The organism is Kribbella sp. NBC_01505 (assembly GCF_045040285.1).
GTDB lineage: Bacteria > Actinomycetota > Actinomycetes > Propionibacteriales > Kribbellaceae > Kribbella.
Map to the genome: position 1 here is coordinate 261,301 of NZ_CP109425.1, position 18,300 is coordinate 279,600.

Sequence of the window (18,300 nt, forward strand, 5' to 3'; positions counted from 1 at the left end):
CTCCTCAGGGGATCGTCAGCCCTTGACGGCGCCGCTCATCAGGCCGGAGGTCAGCCGGCGCTGCAGGAAGGCGAAGAAGACCAGGCTGGGCACCGTGGCCAGCACCGACGCGGCGGCGAGCGGGCCGAACTGGACCTGCCCTTCCGCGCCGACGAAGCGGGCAAGGACCAGCGGCATGGTCTTGAGCTCCGGGTCCTGCAGCAGGACCAGAGCGAAGAAGAACTCGTTCCACGCCGAGATGAAGGTGAACATCGCGGTCGCGATCAGACCCGGCCGGAGCAACGGCATCACGATCGCGACGATGGTCCGGATCCGGCTCGCACCGTCCACCGCGGCCGCCTCCTCGAGCTCGCGCGGCACGGCGGCGACATACCCCTGGAGCATCCACAACGCGAACGGCAACGACCAGACCAGGTAGACCAGGACCACACCGGGGATCGTGTTCGTCAGATGCAACGGGCGCAGGATCATGAAGAGCGGGATCACGATCAGGATCACCGGGAACACCTGGCTGACCAGGATCCAGCCGTTCGTGATCGGCCGCAGCCGGCTGCGGAACCGGGCCAGCGCGTAGGAGACCGGGAGCGCGACGATCAGCACCAGGACCGTGGTCAGGATCGAGATCTGCAGGCTGTTGCCGAGCGATCGGACCAGGCCCTGCTCCTCGAGGGCGCTGGTGTAGTTCGAGAAGTCGAGGTCCTTGGGGAACAGGGTCGGCGAGATCGTGGCGAACTCGCGCGGCGACTTCAGCGAACTGGAGATCAGCCAGAGCAGCGGGAACGCCAGGAAGATCAGGTAGCCGAGGACAGCGACGTACTGGAGAGCGCGGACACCCGGACGCGTTCTCATGCTTGGCTCCGGAGGCGGTTGCGCAGGTAGAACGCCAGGAACACGATGATCACCACGACCATCACGTCACCCATCGCGGCGGCCATCCCGAAGTTCCCGTACCGGAAGGCCTCGTTGTAGGCGAACAGCATCGGCAGCATGGTCTTGCCGCCGGGGCCGCCCGCGGTGAGCACGTAGACCAGGCCGAACGAGTTGAAGTTCCAGATCAGATCGAGGCTGGTGATCGCGACGACGACGGTCTTGAGCTGCGGCAGCGTGATGTTCCAGAACTGGCTCCAGGCACTCGCGCCGTCGACGGCCGCGGCCTCGTAGAGAGAGCGGTCTATCCCCTGTAACCCGGCGAGCAGGGTGACGGTGGTCATCGGCATCCCGACCCAGATCCCGACCACGATCACGGCCGGCAACGCCGTACTGAAGTCGCCGAGGAAGTTGATCGGATGATCGGTGAGATGCAGGTCCTGGAGGATCTTGTTGACCGGGCCGTTGGTCGGATGCAGCAGCAGCCGCCACATGATCGCGACCACCACCGGCGGCATCGCCCACGGGATCAGCGCCAGCGTCCGGGCGACGCCGCGGAAGCGGAGGTTCGTGTTCAGCAGCAGCGCGAGCCCGAGCGCGGCGACGAACTGCAGGATCGTCACCGCGAGCGTCCAGATCACGCCGATCCGGAACGACTCCCAGAACAGGTCGTTGTGCAGCAGCTTGCCGAAGTTGCCGAGGCCGATGAAGTCGGTGTCGACGCGGAGGCCGGCGCGCGCGTTCGTGAACCCGAGCGCGATTCCCCGGATCAGCGGGTAGACGCTGAGCAGCAGGACCGGCAGCAGCGCGGGCAGGAAGAGGAAGATCGCTTCCCTGTTCTGCTTGGGTCTCGTGGCGACTTGGGTGCTCATGTCGACCGCCGGACGCTCAAGGTCGGCTGGACGATGATCCGGCGCGGGGAGCGCTCTCCGTCCTCGATCCGGGCCAGGAGCAGCTCGGCCGCCCGGCGCCCGCGCTCGGCCGAGCCGAGGTTCACGCTCGTCAGAGGCGGGAAGCACTGCTCAGCCAGCTCGCTGTCGTCCATCCCGACCAGCGCGACATCAGCCGGTACGTCGAGACCGGCCGCAACCAGCTCGTGCATCAGGCCGACCGCCAGGAGATCGTTCGCCGCGATCACCGCATCGAACTTCGACGTCAGCAACTGCGGAGCGGCAGCGCGGCCGGCGGCGAAGGTGAAGTCCGCTGCCTCGACCGCCACGACGGGCTGCAACCCCTGCATCTTCAGCGCCTCGGCGAAACCTTTCGCCCGGGCCTCGCCCGGAACCGTGTCTGCGGGACCATTGACGAACGCGATCCGGCGGCGCCCACGCGACACCAGATGCTCGACCGCCAATGCCATCCCCTTCGGCGAGTTGGCCCGCACCGTGTCAACCCCGGCCTTGGCCGGAACGTTGCCGGCGACAACCACCGGTACGTCGCACTCCTGGATCGACTTGATCAGGTCGTCGTCGACACGCAGCGGGCTGATCACCAGCCCATCGGCGTACCCCCGAGCCATCCCCCGCACCAGCGCGACCTCGTCGACGATCTCCGGGCCGGTCGTGGTCACCACGAGCCGGTAGCCGGCCGCGGACACAACCTCCTCGACCGCACGCATCATCGTCACGTAGACCGGGTTACCGACATCGGCCACGGCCAGCGTCAGCTGGAACGTCCGCCCGACCTTGAGCGACCGCGCCCGCGAATCCGGCACATACCCGAGCTCGTCGACCGCCCGCCGCACCCGCTCGGCCATCTCCTCAGTAGCAGGCAACCCATTCAGCACCCGCGACACCGAAGCCACCGAGACCCCCGCCACCCGGGCGACTCCAGCGATCGTCGGACGACTCACGGCGTACTCCTGTAATCGTTCTTGTAATCGTTTACAGAGCAGACTGTAAAGCGCCGGTTCACCCCCGTCAACGGCTGGGCCGGGCACACCTTGTACATCCCGACGCCGGTTCGCGCGAACGTTTGCGGTCTGGCGCAAGTCCCGGCCGGACGGACTGGGCGCGGCCTACCGTCGGTTCGACCTGGCCATCGACAGGAAGGAGCCGATCATGCGTCCCGGTGTCGAGTACTGACAGGTGAGGCGGCGGCAGCCCGAAGCGAGGTTGCCGCCGCGATCACGGCACCGGCTACTCCGGCGACTGCGACGGTGTGGGCGACGCCGATGCGATCGGCCAGCAGACCAGCGAGCAGCACACCGACTCCCTGCGCGGTCAGGACGCCCGAGTTGAGCAGGCCCATCACCTGAGCTCGGCTCTCGGCCGGAGTTTCCCGGCCGAAGGTCGCACCGACCTGGATCTGGTACGCCGTGAAGACCCCGCTCAGCACGAGTACCACCAGCACGACCACAACTCCCGGGCGCAGGAAACAGACCCCGAGTACCGCGCCTGCCGCGATCGCGAGCGGCCCGGTCCACTGCGGTCGGCGCTCCGGTACGACGTACCGGGTGAAGAGCCAGGCGCCGACGACCAGCCCGGCCGCGGGCGCGCCCATCAGCAACCCGACCGTCGCCGGTGGCGCAGCCAACTCGGCGACCCATGCGGCGGCCAGGCCCTCGGGTCCGATGTAGAGGCCGGCGAGCATTCCGAGCACGTACAACGCGGGCAGACCGGGAATCGACCGGATGACCCGCGCGCCGTGCACCGTCGACATCCAGAAGCTCCGCCGGTTCGCGGCCGCCGGCGCCGGGCGTCGCCGTACCGTGAAGCGCAGGATCAGCGCCGAACACAGAAATGTCGCCGCATCGATCACCAGCGCCGTCCGCGGACCGACGAACGCCACCACTACGCCCCCGGCGGCGAAGCCGATCAGTTGCGCGGTCTGGATCGTCATGCTCCGAAGCGCGAGAGCGCTCACGTACGACTCTCCGGTCAGCATCTCCGGCAGCAGCGCCAACCTCGCCGCCCGGAACGGCCCGCCGACAAGCGCCACTCCGGCCATCGCGACGCACACCACGGCGAGCGGCATCCCGCGGATCGCCATCAGCACCACGAGTACGACGCAGATCAGGTCGCAGCCCACCATGACATCGCGACGCGGCAGCCGGTCGGCCAGACCGGACAGCAACGCGGAGCCGATGAACGCGGGCGTGTAGCTGAGCCCGAGCGTCAGCGCGGCCAGCGCCGCGGAACCCGTGCGGTCGAAGACCAGGACGGAGAGCGCGACCCGGGCGAGCTGATCGCCGATCTGCGACAGCGCCTCGCCCGCCCACACTCCGCGGAACTCCGGCACGCCGACAGCCGCGCGGAACCCACCGACCTCCGTCACCCCGGCATCGTCACCGACTCCCCGGGGCGACTCAACCCTTGCCACCAGAACGCAAACGTCCGCCATCGGCCGACCACATGGTGGGACCGGGCCGAGCGTCGTTCAAATTCCACTAATCTCATCGACTTAGTTGCTTAATCAGCCACCCGGGAGCCGTCGATGACCGACAAGCCACCGCCCTCGCCGCGCAAAGTCGCGATCGCGGCCTGTGTCGGCGCGACCATCGAGTGGTACGACTTCTTCCTGTACGGCACGGCCGCTGGGCTGGTGTTCAACAAGTTGTTCTTCACCGGGCTGAGCGGCTCGGCCGCCACCTTCGCGTCGTTCGCGACCTTCGCGGTCGGCTTCCTGGCCCGGCCGATCGGCGGGCTGGTGTTCGGGCACTTCGGCGACCGGATCGGCCGCAAGCAGATGCTGCTGCTGACGCTGGTGATCATGGGCGTCGGTACGACCCTGATCGGGCTGCTACCGACGTACGACAGCATCGGGATCTGGGCGCCGATCCTGCTCGTCGTGCTGCGCATCCTGCAAGGGATCGGCGTCGGCGGCGAGTACGGCGGCGCTGTGCTGCTCGCGGTCGAGTACGCGCCACCCGGCCGGCGCGGATTCTTCGGCAGCTTCGCGCATATCGGCGTACCGGGTGGGTTGTTCCTGGCGTCGGCCGCGTTCTCGCTGGCGAGTCTGCTGCCGGAGGACGCGTTCCTGGCCTGGGGCTGGCGGGTCTGCTTCCTGGTCAGCGCGGGATTGCTTGCCATCGGCGCCTATATCCGGTTGTCCGTGATGGAGACGCCGGCGTTCGCGAAGGTGCGCGAACGCAAGGAGGTCTCCAGTGTTCCGCTGCTCGACCTGCTCAAGGAACACCCGCGGTCGCTGCTGCTCGGGATGGGTACGCGCTACATCGAGGGCTTCACCTTCAACCTGTTCTCGGTCTACCTGCTCTCGTACGTCGCCAACGATCTGAAGCTGCCCCGCAGTTACGCGCTGAACGGGATCGTGGTCGGCGCGCTGATCGGAGTCGCGCTGATCCCGATCGCGGGAGCGCTCTCCGACCGTGTCGGACGCAAACCGGTGTACCGGGCGGGGACCTGGGCCGCGTTGCTGTTCGCGTTCCCGGCGGCAGCGCTCGTCCAGCACGGTACGTCGGTCACCGTGTTCATCGCGCTCGCGATCGGCATCGGCGTACTGGACGGGGTGATCTACGGCCCGCTCGCCGCGTTCTGGGCGGAGCTGTTCAGCACCCGGGTTCGGTACACCGCGCTGGGAGCGCTCTATCAGCTCTCCGGCATCGTCGCCTCCGGGCTGACCCCGTTGATTGCCGCCTGGCTGGTGAGTCTCGGCGGCGGCGATCTGTGGTGGCTGGCGACGTACAACGTGCTGATCGCGATCGTCAGCCTGCTGTCCGCGAGAGCGCTCCCCGAGACGCTCGGCCGTTCCCTCGACTCGACCACCCCCGCACTAGCCGCTCGTTCCTGACACTGGAGCTGTTCCATGACTTTGACCTTCCACTGGTTCCTGCCCACGTCGGGCGACTCGCGCAACATCGTCGGCGGTGGGCACGGCGCGGACGTCGTACACCGGGATCGCCGGGTGACGACGCGCTATCTGCGGCAGATCGTCACGGCGGCCGAGGAGCTCGGGTTCGTCGGTGCGCTGACGCCGACCGGGTTGTGGTGCGACGACGCTTGGTTGTCGACGGCATCGTTGCTCGACTCAACGGATCGACTCAAGTTCCTGGTCGCGTTCCGACCGGGGCTCCTCTCCCCCACACTCGCCGCCCAGATGGCGACGACGTTCCAGAACCAGTCCGATGGCCGGCTGCTGCTCAACGTCGTGACCGGTGGCGAACCGACTGAGCAGAAGGCGTTCGGCGACTTCCTGAGCAAGGACGAGCGCTATGCGCGGACGGACGAGTTCCTCACGATCGTGCGCAGGCTGTGGGAGCACGGGGAGCCGTTCGACTTTGCCGGCAAGCATCTGCAGGTGGAGCAGGCGCGGCTGGTTACGGTGCCGGACCCGACGCCGCCGATCTACTTCGGTGGTTCGTCTGCCGCTGCCGGTCCGGTGGCCGCCGCGCACAGCGACGTCTACCTGACCTGGGGCGAACCACCGGCCGCGGTGGCCGAGAAGCTCACCTGGATCCGCAAGCTCGCAGCCGATGCCGGCCGCACCGTCCGCTTCGGCATCCGCCTGCACGTCATCACCCGCGACACCTCCGAAGACGCCTGGCGCGAAGCACGCCGCCTGCTCGACGCTCTACCCCCAGAAACCATCGCGCGCGTCCAGGAAGGCCTGCGCCGCAGCGAATCCGAGGGCCAGAAGCGCATGCTCGCCCTCCACGAAGGCCGCCCGGAAGACCTCGAGATCTACCCCAACCTCTGGGCCGGCGTCGGCCTCGCCCGAGGCGGAGCCGGTACGGCGCTCGTCGGCAGCCACCGCGAAGTCGCCGACCGCATCAAGGAGTACGCCGACCTGGGCATCGACGAATTCATCCTCTCCGGCTACCCCCACCTCGAAGAGGCCTACTGGTTCGGCGAATCCGTCCTCCCCCTCCTAGCCCGAGACAACCTCTGGCACCACCCCGCCGGCAACCCCCTAGCCGCCCCGAACGCCGTACCCTTCGCAACCTAACCGCCCGCTCACGCGGCCCCACCCTAACGTCCGAAGATCCGGAGACCACGCCTACCGATCCTTCGGACGTTACGAAACAGCCAGCGCTAACGTCCGAAGATCCGAAGACCACGCCTATCGATCCTTCGGACGTTAACCCAGCAGGCTCGGCGAGTGTGACGAGTATGTCGTTGGCAATCGATTACCAGCGACACTCTCCTCACACTCAACCTCGCGGAGCTGGCGATGCCCGGTTCACGGAGTTCTACTGCCGCTCAGAGGCAGTAGATCCCCGCAAACCGGCGCAATAGCCACCGCAGACCGGCCACCTGACAGGCCTCCTCGTCACTGGCGGCAACCGAAGCCCGGAAGCTCAGGCAACGGTCACGCGATCACCGACCGCACCATCCCCCTCAGCCAGAGGCCACCCCACCGGCTGACAGCAGATCCCCGCAAACCAGCGGCACCCGCCACCAACCAACCCGGCCGACGGCCGACTGCCGATGGGCGACGTACTGGTCGTGCGTTAGTCGTCGTTGTCGTCGGCGCCGGGGCGTTCGGCCCAGGGGGTTTCTTTGGCGGGGCGGACGACGATGAGTTTGTCGCCGGCGGCCAGGACCGAGACGTTGGCGTCGTAGTAGCGGTGGACCTTGCCGTCGCGGACGACCGAGACGACGCGGTCGGGTAGTGCCGACGGCGGCTTGCCTACCTCGCGGCCGAGGACCGGGCGTTCGGCGACCTCGAGGCCCTCGCCGTAGGTGAGCAGGTCCTCCATCACCTCCCCGAGGTTCGGGCTGACCGCGGACAGGCCGAGCAGCCGGCCGACGGCCTCGGACGAGGTGACGACCGCGTCGGCGCCGCTCTGGCGCAGCAGCGGCACGTTGTCCTCTTCGCGGACCGCGACCACGATGTGTGCGGTCGGGTTCAGCTGCCGGACGGCGAGGGTGACCAGGACCGCGGAGTCGTCGCGATCCGTGGTCACGATCACCTCGCGGGCCGACATCACCTCGGCCCGGCGCAGCACCGTGCGGTTCGTGGCGTCACCGTGGAACGCGGCCATCTGATCGTTGCCCGCGTCACCGACCGCCTGCGCGCGCGGGTCGATCACGACGATGCTGTCGCGCTTGACCCCGTTGCTCAGCAGGGTTTGCACGGCCGACCGGCCCTTCGTGCCGTAGCCCACGACAACGACGTGGTCCTTCATCCGCTTCCTCCATCGGGTGTCGCGCATGATCCGGCGACCTTCGTTGGCCAGGACTTCCAGTGTCGTGCCGACCAGTACCACCAGGAAGGCGATCCGCAGTGGTGTGACGATGAAGGCGTTCACCAGCCGGGCGGTCGGCGTCACCGGAGTGATGTCGCCGTACCCGGTGGTGGTGAGGGTGACGGTGGCGTAGTAGATGCTGTCGATCAGCCCGACAGTGCCGTCGTAACTGTCCTTGTAGCCGTCACGGTCGACCACCACGATCAGCACCATCAGGGTCAACAGCCCCAGCGCGATCAGCAACCGGCTGAAGAGCTGAAAGAGCGGCGAGCGCGTGCTCGCGGGCAGGTTGACCAGAAGGCCGTGCGGATTGCGACCTGGCAGGGATGGCACGGGACCGACCATATTGCACCGACGCCCGATCCACCGCATGCGACAGGCTCTCGGCGGACAGTGCGACAGTCACCATCAGGTTGTCGCCGTCCTGGACGACCCGGGTCCGCATCCGCAGGCCCTCGATCGTGCGCAGCATCGCCGCATTCTCCGGCTGGACCACGCAGACGGCCCGGTCGGCGCCCAGATCACGCGCCGCGCCGATCACCTGACGGAGCAGCTGGGCACCCAGACCACGCCCCTGCCACCCGTCCTCGACCAGTACGGCGACCTCCATCGTCGTACCGCCGAGCTCTTCCCAGGGGGCGGCGGTCGCCATCCCGACCACGGATCCGTCGACGTTCGCGACGATCGACACGCCACCGGCGGGCGCGGACAGGTGCCGGGCCGTGCGGGTGGTCAGCTTCGGCATCGGCACGTGATAGCGCCGGGTACGGCTCTCGTGCGAGCAGCGCTCGTGCATCGCGACCACGGCCTCGGCGTCCTCGACCGAGGCACGCCTCAACTCCGGTACGCCGGAACCCGGGCGCGGGCCGTCGAGCACCGGCTCCTGGAGTCGCTCGGCCAGCCGGCCCGCGATCTCGACCAGGACATCGGCCCGGGCCCACTCGGCCGGCGTGTACTCGCCGAACCCCTGCAGCGCGCCGAGCTCGTCATCCACCGACAGCGGGTCCTCGACCAGCCGCAGAACGGCTCGCAGATACCGCGTCGGGGCGTCACTCAGTACGTCGGCCTGACACGGCTGGACCGTGGTCCGGACACAACCGGCCTCGGTGACCAGAGCAGTCAGGTCCTCGGCGGACCAACCCACTCCGGTGGAGACAACCAGCTCGTCGACAGCGCCGGTCTCGGCGGTGAAGACTTCCAGGCTCAGGATGTTGATGTCGTCCGCACCACACCGTGCAGCGAGTTCGGCCAGTGCACCGGGCCGGTCGGCGAGTTCGGTCCTGATCTTCCAGAGCATGCGGACGCCCTCCCTCGTGGAGCTTCGTCCCTCTACTCTGCGGTCGGCCTGTTGCCTCGCCGGGTCGCGAATGTTACGCCCGCGTCAACCTTCGCCCGGCTACTTGCGGCGGATGACCTTCGGCAGGCGGGCGCCGATGCGTGGTCTCCGGGCTGCCCGGGCGGCCGCCAACTGCTCGGCCGACTCCCGCTTGTCCAGGTCGGCGTGCCGCAAAAGCTCCGGGTACGTCGCCTGTGGCACCGGCGGGTACGTCGTCACGATCGCGTCGCCGGAGAAGACGAAGAAGATCGCCTGCCCGTCCTTGATCACCTTCAGCAGCGAGCCGTCGCGAACCGTCAGCGCGTGTTCGAGCGCCTTCTTGCGCCCGGTCCGCCGCGCCATCGCCGCCTGCACGGCCTGCTGGGCCGGCTCCCGGCCGTGCTTGACCGCTTCGACGACGAGCGGTCCGTAGCGCACGCCGTACTTGATCAAGTTCTTGGCCAATTGGCCTTTCCCAGCCGCCATACCTATGAGCCTACTGGTGCGGCGGTTGCCTCCACATGGGTCAACACTCTCTGCAGCAGGTCGTTGAGAACCACGCGGTCCTTCGGCGGCAGGGCGCTACCGACCATGTCCTGGTGGATCTCGACCATCCGGTCCGCGAAGCGGTGGTGCAGGACCTTGCCCTTCCCGGTGAGCTCGACCTGAATCTGGGCGCGGTTGCCCGGCTGGACCGTCCGCGTCAGGTAGCCGCCGGACTCCAGCCGGCCCAGGCGCGAGGTCATGCTGCCCGCGGTGATGTGGAACAGCTTGGCCAGCTGACCCGGCGTGCACTCGTCGGGCTCCAGGTGTGCCAGTCGCAGGATCACCTCGCAGTCGGCGAGCGAGAGGCCCTCACGGGCTGCGACCGCCCGCTGCCCTTCCTCGTGCCGGCGGGCGAGCTCGATGATCCGGTGCAGCGCCGCCTCGATCACCGGATCGGCATTCTCGTGCCCGGCCAGGTGATTCGGCAGCCGGACCTCGACGGAATCCGCCACGAGCCCTCCTTGACAACCATAGACTTTGAGAGTCAAACTCTTCGACAAGCCAAGTGTATGCCACTCGTAAGGAGTAGTCGAATGCCCGGACCGATGAGCCCCACCGGCCGTGAAGCCTTCCTGGCCGCGTCCCACGTCGCGATCGTGTCGATCACCCAGCCCGACGGGCGGCCGCCGATGGCCTCGCCGGTCTTCTACCACTACGAGACCGGTGGCGACCTGACGTTCTTCACCAACACCCTCGGCCGCAAGACCCGCAAGGCCGACCTGCTCGCCGACGCCGGTGCACTGACCGTGACCGTGCAGACCGAGGACATGCCGTACAAGTACGTCACCGTCGAGGGCGCCATCGTGAGCGCGAATCCGGCCGCGCCGGACGACATGGAGAAGATCGCCCAGCGCTACATGCCGGCCGAGTACGCACAGGGCTTCGTGCAGAACGAGTTCGCCCATCCGGAGTCCGCACCCGTGCTCTACACCGTTCGACCGACGCGGTGGTTCAGTAGCGACTTGTCGGACGAGCCCGCTTGAGATGCGGGGGCTTCCGGCGTCAGGCACCATGGAGGCCGTGAGCTCCCCCAATCCGCGCCGCCCGATCCTGCCCGGCAACAAGCTGTTCGAGTCGTTGCCCGGTGCCGCCGACCCGGCGGTCGTGACCGAGGTCGCGCACCGGACGGCCGAGCTGCTGGTGCGTGGAGTGCGGTCGTCCGAGGACGCCGAGGTGCACGCCCGCGTGGTGAAGCTGGCCGACGACTACGGTCTCGACGAGCTGGCCGAGCTGTGGTCCGACGCCCCGTCGGACTCGTTGCCCGGCTCGCTGTGGCGGCTGTATCTGCTGCGTTCCTGGGTGCACTCGAACGCGGACCAGGTGTCGCGGGAGTTCAGCACCGGCCGCAAGTATGCCGAGGTGCACGCGGTGGTCGCCGGTGTCGCGGAGCCGCCCGGGCCGACCGAAGTGCGCGAGATGGTCGACGCCGTACTGCGGGGTGTCGCGACCGGTGATTTCGCCACCACACTGGATCGTGCGGCCGCGTTCGCGCGGATCATCGCGACCGGCCGGGCGCATCTGGCCGACGACGGGCACGACGAGGTGCTGTCCGCCTCGAAGCTGGTCGAGATGGCCGACCAGCTGCAGACCGCGGCCCGTGCCGAGCGCGCCGGGCAGCTCTGGTAGTTCGCAGGGTAGTTGCATTGCGCCCCGCGAGATGTTATGGCGGCTCGCGCGCCGGGATCTCAACAGGACAAGGGATTTGGGCACCGGTTACACTGATCGAGGTGTCGGACCGGTGCAAGCCCCGGGTCCCAAATAAAGCCGCTACGAGCGGCCTCGCGCCGTGAGGCGCTTCCCGGTCCGACGCCCTTAACCCTCTCCGGTGCTAGCTTCCGATCGTGAGGCATAGCGCAGTGCTGCTGGTCGCGGCCGGTCTGATTCTGGCCGGTTGCTCGACCGCCGATTCCAAGGACATCCGCACCAGCGGGATCAAGGCCGACCTCCGGGTGACGGTCAAGGACCACGAGCGCCGCGCCGACGTCCTCGCGACGCTGCGCGCCGGCACGCTCACCTACGTGAAACTCGGGTCCGGCGAGTCGATCACCACCGCGGCCAGTGGAGCATCGGTGCAGCTGGGCGTGAACAAGATGCTCGGTGTCACCAACTACAGCGGCCGCCTCGACGGCGATCTGACCGCCGGCACCGAGGTCACCTTCGACCTGCAGCGCGACGGCGACAACGAGTCCGCGCCACACTCGACCGTCTTCCTGCCCGAGCGGCTCCAACTGATCGCACCAGCCGTCGGTACGACGGCCAGCCGGTCGTCGTCGATCACCGTCCGGATCGACTCGGCGCCGGCCGATCAACCGACGACCGTCAGCTGGAACGGCCAGTGCGTTCAGGCGGGCGAGATCCAGCTGCCGTCCGGTGTGACCATCGCGCAGATCCCCGCGGGACGGATCCGGCAGCTCGCCGCCACGGCGTCCCCCGGCCAGCGCAACACCAACTCGTGCACGATCACGCTCACGGCGTACCGGCGGACGACCGGCTCGCTCGATCCTGCCTTCAAGGAAGGGTCGATCGTCGCCGAGGCGCAGTCGTCGCGGAACATCACGTCGATTTCGTGAATGCTTGACGGTTACCTAGCGGCCTTCTGTCGGTTACCTTCCCCAGACACGCTCAGCACGATCGCCCCCTCCGGAAGGAACCCCTCATGCACCGCCTTCCCCGTGTGCTGCTGCCGCTCGCCCTGATCGGCGGCCTGCTGCTGCCGGCGGCGCCCGCCGGCGCCCATCGCGGCAGCTTCGACATCCAGGGCCACCGCGGCGGCCTCGGTCTGACCGTCGAGTCCACGATCGCGTCGTTCGCCCACGGTCTCGAGGTCGGGGTCAGCACCCTCGAGCTCGACGTCCAGATCACCCAGGACGGGTACGCCGTGGTCACCCACGATCGCAAGATCGGCGGGAACAAGTGCCGCGACACCGCGCCGTACACGCCGAACGACCCTGAGTTCCCGTACGTCGGCAAGTACATCAACACGCTCAGCCTGAAGCAGGTCAAGCAGCTCGACTGCGGTTCGCTGCCGCAGCCGGAGTTCCCGCTCCAGCAGCCCGACCCGGGCGCGCAGATGCCCGAGCTGCGCGAGGTCTTCGCGCTCGTGCACCGCTACCACGCGGACGGCGTGAAGCTGAACATCGAGACCAAGGTCGAGGCCGGCGCCCCGAGCGAGACCGCGCCGCGCGAGCAGTTCGTCCAGGTTGTCGCGCGGGAGATCCGCAAGGCGCGGATCGGCCGCCAGGTGACGATCCAGAGCTTCGACTGGGGCTCGCTGATGCGGATGCGCCAGGTCGCGCCCGAGCTGCCGCTGGTCGCGCTGACCAACTACGACTTCCTGCAGACCGGTCAGCCGGGCAAGTCGCCCTGGCTGGGCGGCCTCGACATCGACGACTTCGGCGGTGACCTGGTCAAGGCGACCAAGTCGTTCGGAGCGTCGGCGATCTCGCCGGTGCACGGCTTCCCGCAGGGCGGCAAGGTCACCGACCCGGGCTACAAGCCGTACGTGACCGCGGAGATGGTGAAGTCGGCGCACAAGGCCGGCATGAAGGTTGTCCCGTGGACGATTGACGACCCGGCCACGATGCAGTCGCTGATCGACAAGGGCGTCGACGGGATCATCACGGACTACCCCGATCGGCTGCGCGCCGTCGTACAGGAGAACGGCTTCCGGCTGCCGCGCACGTACGACGCTCCGGCGGTTCGGGCGCTGCCGTCGGCGCATGCGCACAACGACTACGACCACCGGCGGCCGTTGCAGGACGCGCTGGATCGCGGGTTCAACAGTGTCGAGGCGGACGTCTGGCTGATCGACGGCGAGCTGCGGGTCGCCCACGACGAGCAGGACGCGCAGCCGGGTCGCACGCTGGAGAGCCTGTACCTGAAGCCGCTGGCTGATCGGGTCCGGGCGAACCACGGTCAGGTCTATAGCCACGGCCGCGACTTCCAGCTGCTGATCGACATCAAGAGCGACGGACCGTCGACGTACGCCGCTGTCGATGCGGCCCTGCGCAAGTACCGCGGGATCAGCACGATCTACGCCAACGGCCACGTCCTCAAGGGCGCGGTCACCTCGGTGATCAGCGGCAACCGGCCGCTCGACGTCCTCAAGGCCCAGAAGATCCGGTACGCCGGGTACGACGGCCGCCTGAGCGACCTCAGCTCGGGGATGCCTGCGTCACTGATGCCCCTGGTCAGCGACAACTGGACCAACAACTTCACCTGGACCGGCGTCGGCCCGATGCCGACCGCCGAGCAGGCGAAGCTCCGCGAGATCGTCCTGACCGCCCACCACGCCGGCTACCGCGTCCGCTTCTGGGCCACCCCGGACACCCGCGGCGCCGCCCGCGACGCACTCTGGTCCGAGCTCGCAGCAGCCGGCGTGGACCACATCAACACCGACGACCTCCACGGCCTCGAGTCGTTCCTGCGGGACCGTTAGTACCGGACTTGGTAGAGGTGTGCGGCCGGCACGACCCGTGTGTCGAGCCGCTCACCTAGCTGGGATCGACCTCGGTCAGCGCAACGACATCGCCGCCCGCGCGGAACATCTGCTGCTGCCGAATCGCGCCATTGCCTTCGGAGAGCGCTCGCGCGATCCCGTCGGCGACCAGCTCCTCCTCACCCAACTCCTGCAGCGCCGGACCGACGTACTGCGTCAGTTTCGTCAGCAGCTCGGCCACGGGCAGCAAGTCCCCCGTCGCGACGTCGACCGAGCCTCCGGTCAGTCCGTCGCGCGCGGCCAACCAGTAGCCCGCGCGGAGAATCTCCGGCTGCACGGTCGGCCCCAGACCGCCATCGGCGAGCGCTGTCATCACCAGCGCGCGACTCAGCGTCGCAAGCAACACGGTCTCGTCGACAGTCATCGGTACGTCGCTCACGCGCAGCTCGATCGTGGGCAGATGGGACGAGGGACGGACGTCCCAATAAATCATCTGCTCGTCCATGACCGTTCCGACCGCGACGTGCATCGCGACCAAAGCCCGATAGTGCTCGGCTGACTCCAGGTACGGCGGCGGTCCGGCGCTCGGCCAACGCGACCACATCACCCACCGCCAACTCGCGAACCCGGTGTCCTGCCCGAGGTAGACCGGCGAATTGGCCGTCAGCGCCAACAGGGAAGGCAGCCACGGCCGCAGGTGATTAGAAACGCGGACCGCAGCCTCCTCGTCCGGCACATCCACATGCACGTGGCATCCACAGACACCCTGCTCCCGAGCGAGCAGACCGTACCTATCCGCCATCTCGCGGTACCGGGGCTGCTTGGTCACCAGCTGCGCAGCCTCACCAGCCGGCGGTACGGCGATCGCCAGCAGGCGGGCGCCCTCGCCATGTGCGGCGGTGGCAAGCTCGGCGCGCATACTCGTCAACGCGCGGTGCAGGTCGGCCGCGGAGTCGCAGACCGGACTGTTGATCTCGATCTGGGCGCGGGTGAGTTCGAGAGTGACGTCGAGGTCGGGGAGTTCGTCGACGACGGCTTGACTGCGGGGTAACGGGTCGCCGGTGGCGGACACCAGCAGGAGTTCTTCTTCGACGCCGATGGACGGATGCTTCACCCGTGACCGGTACCCGTCCGGAAACGAAGTAGGCTCGGCGCCGTGAGTCTGCCGATCGTCACCGCTACCCGGTACGTGCTGCCGCTGCGCGAAGGAGGGTCGCTGCCCGGTGTTGTCGAGGGCAACGATCTGGGCACGTACGTGATCAAGTTCCACGGCGCCGGCCAAGGCCCGAAGGCGCTGGTCGCCGAGGTGATCGTCGGTGAGCTGTTCCGGCGGCTCGGCCTGCGGGTGCCGGAGCTGAAGCTGATCCTGCTCGATCCGGTGATCGGCAAGTCGGAGCCGGACTACGAGGTGCAGACGCTGCTCACGAACAGCGCCGGGCTCAACCTGGCCGTCGACTTCCTGCCCGGCTCCTTCGGGTACGACGGCTCGGCCGGCAACCCTGGTGACGAGGGCATGGCCAAGATCCTCTGGCTGGATGCCTTCGTCGCGAACGTCGACCGGTCCTGGCGCAACACCAACCTGCTGGTCTGGCACAAACAACTCTGGCTGATCGATCACGGCGCGGCCCTGTACTTCCACCACTCCTGGATGTCGGAGGAGAAGTTCGCCACGCTCGCGTACGACGCCGATGACCACGTGTTCTCGTCGGCAGCTCCCGGCGTACCGGCGATCGCGGATGAGTTGGCCGCTGCGATCACGCCTGAACTGCTCACCGAGGTGATCGCGCTGGTGCCGGACGAGTGGCTCGGGGAAGGCGACAGAGAGCGCTATCTCGGGCATCTCCTCGCGCGGCTGGAGCAGCGGGCCGCTTGGCAGCCGGGTGGTGCGGCATGAGCGATCTGGTTCCGTTCGACTACGTGATCCTGCGCGCCGCGCCGCGCATCCATCGTGGCGAGTTCGTCAACGTGGGCGCGGTGCTCTACTGCCGCGGGCTCGACTTCCTCGGCGCCGCCTGGGACGTCGAACCGGACCGGCTCCGCGCGCTGGACCCGGCCGTTGACGTGGAGGTTGTGTGCGCGTCACTGGAACACATCCGGACCATCTGCGCCGGTGATCCCGCCGGCGGCCCGGCTGCGGCAACCCGGATCGGTGAGCGATTCCGGTGGCTGGCCGCACCGCGCAGTACGGTCGTGCACCCGAGCCCGATCCACAGCGGGCTCACCAACGCGCCCGCCGCGGATCTGGATCGGCTACTCGAAGCGTTTGTTCGCTAGCTCTCCAAGGCCTTCGACACGACGTCGCGGGCCTCGACGAAGACCTCTTCGAGGTGCTCGGCGCCCTTGAACGACTCGCCGTAGATCTTGTAGAGGTCCTCGGTGCCGGACGGCCGCGCGGCGAACCACGCCGACTCGGTCGTCACCTTGAGCCCACCGATCGCGGCACCGTTCCCGGGTGCGCTGGTCAGCCGGTCGACGATCGGCTCACCGGCCAGCTCGGTCGCCGTGACCGCGTCGGCCGACAGCCCCGAGAGCTTGGCCTTCTGATCGCGGGTCGCCGGTGCATCGACCCGCGAGTACGCCGAGGCTCCGAACCGCTCGACGAGTTTGGCGTGCGCCTGGGACGGCGTCTCGCCGGTGACCGCGGTGATCTCGCTCGCCAGCAGCGCGAGCAGGATGCCGTCCTTGTCCGTCGTCCAGACCGTGCCGTCGAAGCGCAGGAAGCTCGCGCCCGCCGACTCCTCACCACCGAAGCCGACCGACCCGTCGATCAGGCCCGGCACGAACCACTTGAAGCCGACCGGAACCTCCCACAGCCGCCGGCCGAGATCGGCGACCACGCGGTCGATCAGCGACGACGACACCAGCGTCTTGCCGACGGCCACGTCCGGACCCCACTGCCGGTTGGCGAAGAGATACGAGATCGCGACGGCCAGGTAGTGGTTCGGGTTCATCAGCCCGGCGTCCGGGGTGACGATGCCGTGCCGATCCGAATCCGCGTCGTTCCCCGTGGCGACGTCGTACCGGTCCTTCTGGGCGACCAGGGACGCCATCGCGTACGGCGAGGAGCAGTCCATCCGGATCTTGCCGTCGTGATCCAGCGTCATGAACGACCACGCCGGGTCGATCCGCGGGTTCACCACGGTCAGGTCGAGGCGATGCCGCTCGGCGATCGCGGCCCAGTAGTCGACGCTCGCCCCACCGAGCGGGTCGGCGCCGATCCGGACCCCGGCCTCGCGGATGGCGTCCAGGTTCAGCACGGACGGCAGGTCGTCGACGTAGTGACCGAGGAAGTCGTAGGAACCGGCGTGCTGCCGCGCCTGCTCGAAGGGCTTGCGACGAACCTCGCGGTTGCCGCCGGCGATCAGCTCGTTCGCCCGGTTGGCGATCCAGCCGGTCGCATCGGAGTCGGCCGGGCCACCGTGCGGCGGGTTGTACTTGATGCCGCCGTCGCGCGGCGGGTTGTGCGACGGCGTGATGACGATGCCGTCCGCCCCCGCGCTCTCGACGCGGTTCAGCCGCAGGATCGCGTGCGAGACGCCCGGAGTCGGCGTCAGCCGGTCCTCACTGTCGACCAGCGTCTGTACGTCGTTCCCCGCGAGCACCTCGAGGACCGTCCGCCAGGCCGGCTCGGAGAGACCGTGGCTGTCGCGGCCGACCAGGAGCGGACCGCTGGTCCCCTCACCGGCCCGGTACTCGCAGATCGCCTGGGTGATGGCCAGGATGTGCGCCTCGTTGAAGGCTCCGTCCAAACTCGAGCCACGATGGCCCGACGTACCGAAGACGACCTTCTGGGCGGGATTCTCGACGTCCGGCGTGATGCTGTCGTACGCCGTGAGCAGTGCGTCGACGTCGACGAGATCGCCGGGCTGGGCGGGCTGGCCTGCGCGTGGGTGCATGACCACATGCAAGCACACCATCCGGCCGGTGTGTGTCGATCTCGCCTACGCTCGTTCGTCAGGTGGGCAGTGTCGATTATTTGGGGAGGCA

At 68.3% G+C, this 18,300-nt stretch carries 18 protein-coding genes; 8 read left to right on the forward strand and 10 right to left on the reverse strand.

The genetic code is table 11. The features are described from left to right. Nucleotides 1-15: 15 nt before the first annotated feature. The 4 genes from OG474_RS00940 to OG474_RS00955 form a co-directional block, all read right to left on the reverse strand. Nucleotides 16-849: a carbohydrate ABC transporter permease gene (locus OG474_RS00940; RefSeq protein ID WP_405060228.1), complete on the reverse strand. Its 834-nt coding sequence runs from the start codon at nucleotides 847-849 to the stop codon at nucleotides 16-18. Then, nucleotides 846-1,739, reverse strand: coding sequence for a carbohydrate ABC transporter permease (locus tag OG474_RS00945; protein ID WP_405060229.1), 894 nt, complete (start codon nucleotides 1,737-1,739; stop codon nucleotides 846-848). Before OG474_RS00945 ends, OG474_RS00940 begins: the two co-directional genes overlap by 4 nt. Further along, nucleotides 1,736-2,719: a LacI family DNA-binding transcriptional regulator gene (locus tag OG474_RS00950; RefSeq protein WP_405060230.1), complete on the reverse strand. Its 984-nt coding sequence runs from the start codon at nucleotides 2,717-2,719 to the stop codon at nucleotides 1,736-1,738. Before OG474_RS00950 ends, OG474_RS00945 begins: the two co-directional genes overlap by 4 nt. 206 nt (nucleotides 2,720-2,925) lie before the next feature. Continuing rightward, entirely contained in the window at nucleotides 2,926-4,143 is a 1,218-nt protein-coding gene (locus OG474_RS00955; RefSeq protein WP_405060232.1) for an MFS transporter, read from the reverse strand. 159 nt (nucleotides 4,144-4,302) lie between these two features. On the opposite strand from OG474_RS00955, the gene OG474_RS00960 reads away from it, so the two are divergent. Beyond that, nucleotides 4,303-5,616, forward strand: coding sequence for an MFS transporter (locus OG474_RS00960; RefSeq protein ID WP_405060233.1), 1,314 nt, complete (start codon nucleotides 4,303-4,305; stop codon nucleotides 5,614-5,616). Between the two features lie 15 nt (nucleotides 5,617-5,631). Continuing rightward, a complete protein-coding gene (locus tag OG474_RS00965; RefSeq protein WP_405060234.1) occupies nucleotides 5,632-6,771 on the forward strand; it encodes an LLM class flavin-dependent oxidoreductase in 1,140 nt (379 codons plus the stop codon). 505 nt (nucleotides 6,772-7,276) lie between these two features. Here the strand turns inward: OG474_RS00965 and OG474_RS00970 are convergent. The 4 genes from OG474_RS00970 to OG474_RS00985 all read right to left on the reverse strand — a co-directional run bounded on the left by OG474_RS00970 (nucleotide 7,277) and on the right by OG474_RS00985 (nucleotide 10,327). Then, nucleotides 7,277-8,227, reverse strand: coding sequence for a potassium channel family protein (locus OG474_RS00970; protein ID WP_405064529.1), 951 nt, complete (start codon nucleotides 8,225-8,227; stop codon nucleotides 7,277-7,279). Next, a complete protein-coding gene (locus tag OG474_RS00975) occupies nucleotides 8,199-9,311 on the reverse strand; it encodes a GNAT family N-acetyltransferase (protein WP_405060235.1) in 1,113 nt (370 codons plus the stop codon). Before OG474_RS00975 ends, OG474_RS00970 begins: the two co-directional genes overlap by 29 nt. Before the next feature lie 99 nt (nucleotides 9,312-9,410). After that, nucleotides 9,411-9,815, reverse strand: a complete 405-nt coding sequence (locus OG474_RS00980; RefSeq protein ID WP_405060236.1) for a hypothetical protein — start codon at nucleotides 9,813-9,815, stop codon at nucleotides 9,411-9,413. A 2-nt stretch (nucleotides 9,816-9,817) separates the two neighbouring features. Further along, on the reverse strand, nucleotides 9,818-10,327 hold the full coding sequence (locus OG474_RS00985) for a MarR family winged helix-turn-helix transcriptional regulator (RefSeq protein WP_405060237.1): 510 nt from the start codon (nucleotides 10,325-10,327) through the stop codon (nucleotides 9,818-9,820). An 81-nt stretch (nucleotides 10,328-10,408) separates the two neighbouring features. Here OG474_RS00985 and OG474_RS00990 point away from each other — a divergent pair, with 81 nt between their 5' ends. The 4 genes from OG474_RS00990 to OG474_RS01005 all read left to right on the forward strand — a co-directional run bounded on the left by OG474_RS00990 (nucleotide 10,409) and on the right by OG474_RS01005 (nucleotide 14,313). Next, nucleotides 10,409-10,858 (forward strand): pyridoxamine 5'-phosphate oxidase, encoded by a 450-nt coding sequence (locus OG474_RS00990; RefSeq protein ID WP_405060238.1) that lies wholly within the window; start codon nucleotides 10,409-10,411, stop codon nucleotides 10,856-10,858. 28 nt (nucleotides 10,859-10,886) lie between these two features. Continuing rightward, complete coding sequence (locus OG474_RS00995) at nucleotides 10,887-11,501, forward strand: hypothetical protein (protein WP_405060239.1); 615 nt, start codon at nucleotides 10,887-10,889, stop codon at nucleotides 11,499-11,501. Between the two features lie 215 nt (nucleotides 11,502-11,716). Next, the gene (locus OG474_RS01000; RefSeq protein ID WP_405060240.1) at nucleotides 11,717-12,445 is read left to right on the forward strand and encodes a hypothetical protein; all 729 of its coding nucleotides are present in this window, start codon (nucleotides 11,717-11,719) and stop codon (nucleotides 12,443-12,445) included. A gap of 86 nt (nucleotides 12,446-12,531) precedes the next feature. Continuing rightward, the gene (locus OG474_RS01005) at nucleotides 12,532-14,313 is read left to right on the forward strand and encodes a glycerophosphodiester phosphodiesterase family protein (RefSeq protein WP_405060241.1); all 1,782 of its coding nucleotides are present in this window, start codon (nucleotides 12,532-12,534) and stop codon (nucleotides 14,311-14,313) included. Nucleotides 14,314-14,368: 55 nt separating this feature from the next. Here the strand turns inward: OG474_RS01005 and OG474_RS01010 are convergent, their stop codons facing one another. Beyond that, nucleotides 14,369-15,427, reverse strand: a complete 1,059-nt coding sequence (locus tag OG474_RS01010) for a glutamate--cysteine ligase (protein WP_405060242.1) — start codon at nucleotides 15,425-15,427, stop codon at nucleotides 14,369-14,371. Nucleotides 15,428-15,469: 42 nt separating this feature from the next. Between OG474_RS01010 and OG474_RS01015 the strand changes: the two genes are divergently transcribed. Together OG474_RS01015 and OG474_RS01020 are read left to right on the forward strand one after the other, a co-directional pair. Further along, the gene (locus tag OG474_RS01015) at nucleotides 15,470-16,207 is read left to right on the forward strand and encodes a HipA family kinase (protein ID WP_405060243.1); all 738 of its coding nucleotides are present in this window, start codon (nucleotides 15,470-15,472) and stop codon (nucleotides 16,205-16,207) included. Beyond that, the gene (locus OG474_RS01020) at nucleotides 16,204-16,587 is read left to right on the forward strand and encodes a DUF3037 domain-containing protein (protein ID WP_405060244.1); all 384 of its coding nucleotides are present in this window, start codon (nucleotides 16,204-16,206) and stop codon (nucleotides 16,585-16,587) included. Before OG474_RS01015 ends, OG474_RS01020 begins: the two co-directional genes overlap by 4 nt. Here the strand turns inward: OG474_RS01020 and pgm are convergent. Further along, on the reverse strand, nucleotides 16,584-18,209 hold the full coding sequence (gene pgm, locus OG474_RS01025; protein ID WP_405060245.1) for a phosphoglucomutase (alpha-D-glucose-1,6-bisphosphate-dependent): 1,626 nt from the start codon (nucleotides 18,207-18,209) through the stop codon (nucleotides 16,584-16,586). The genes OG474_RS01020 and pgm overlap by 4 nt on opposite strands. Nucleotides 18,210-18,300 lie beyond the last annotated feature (91 nt).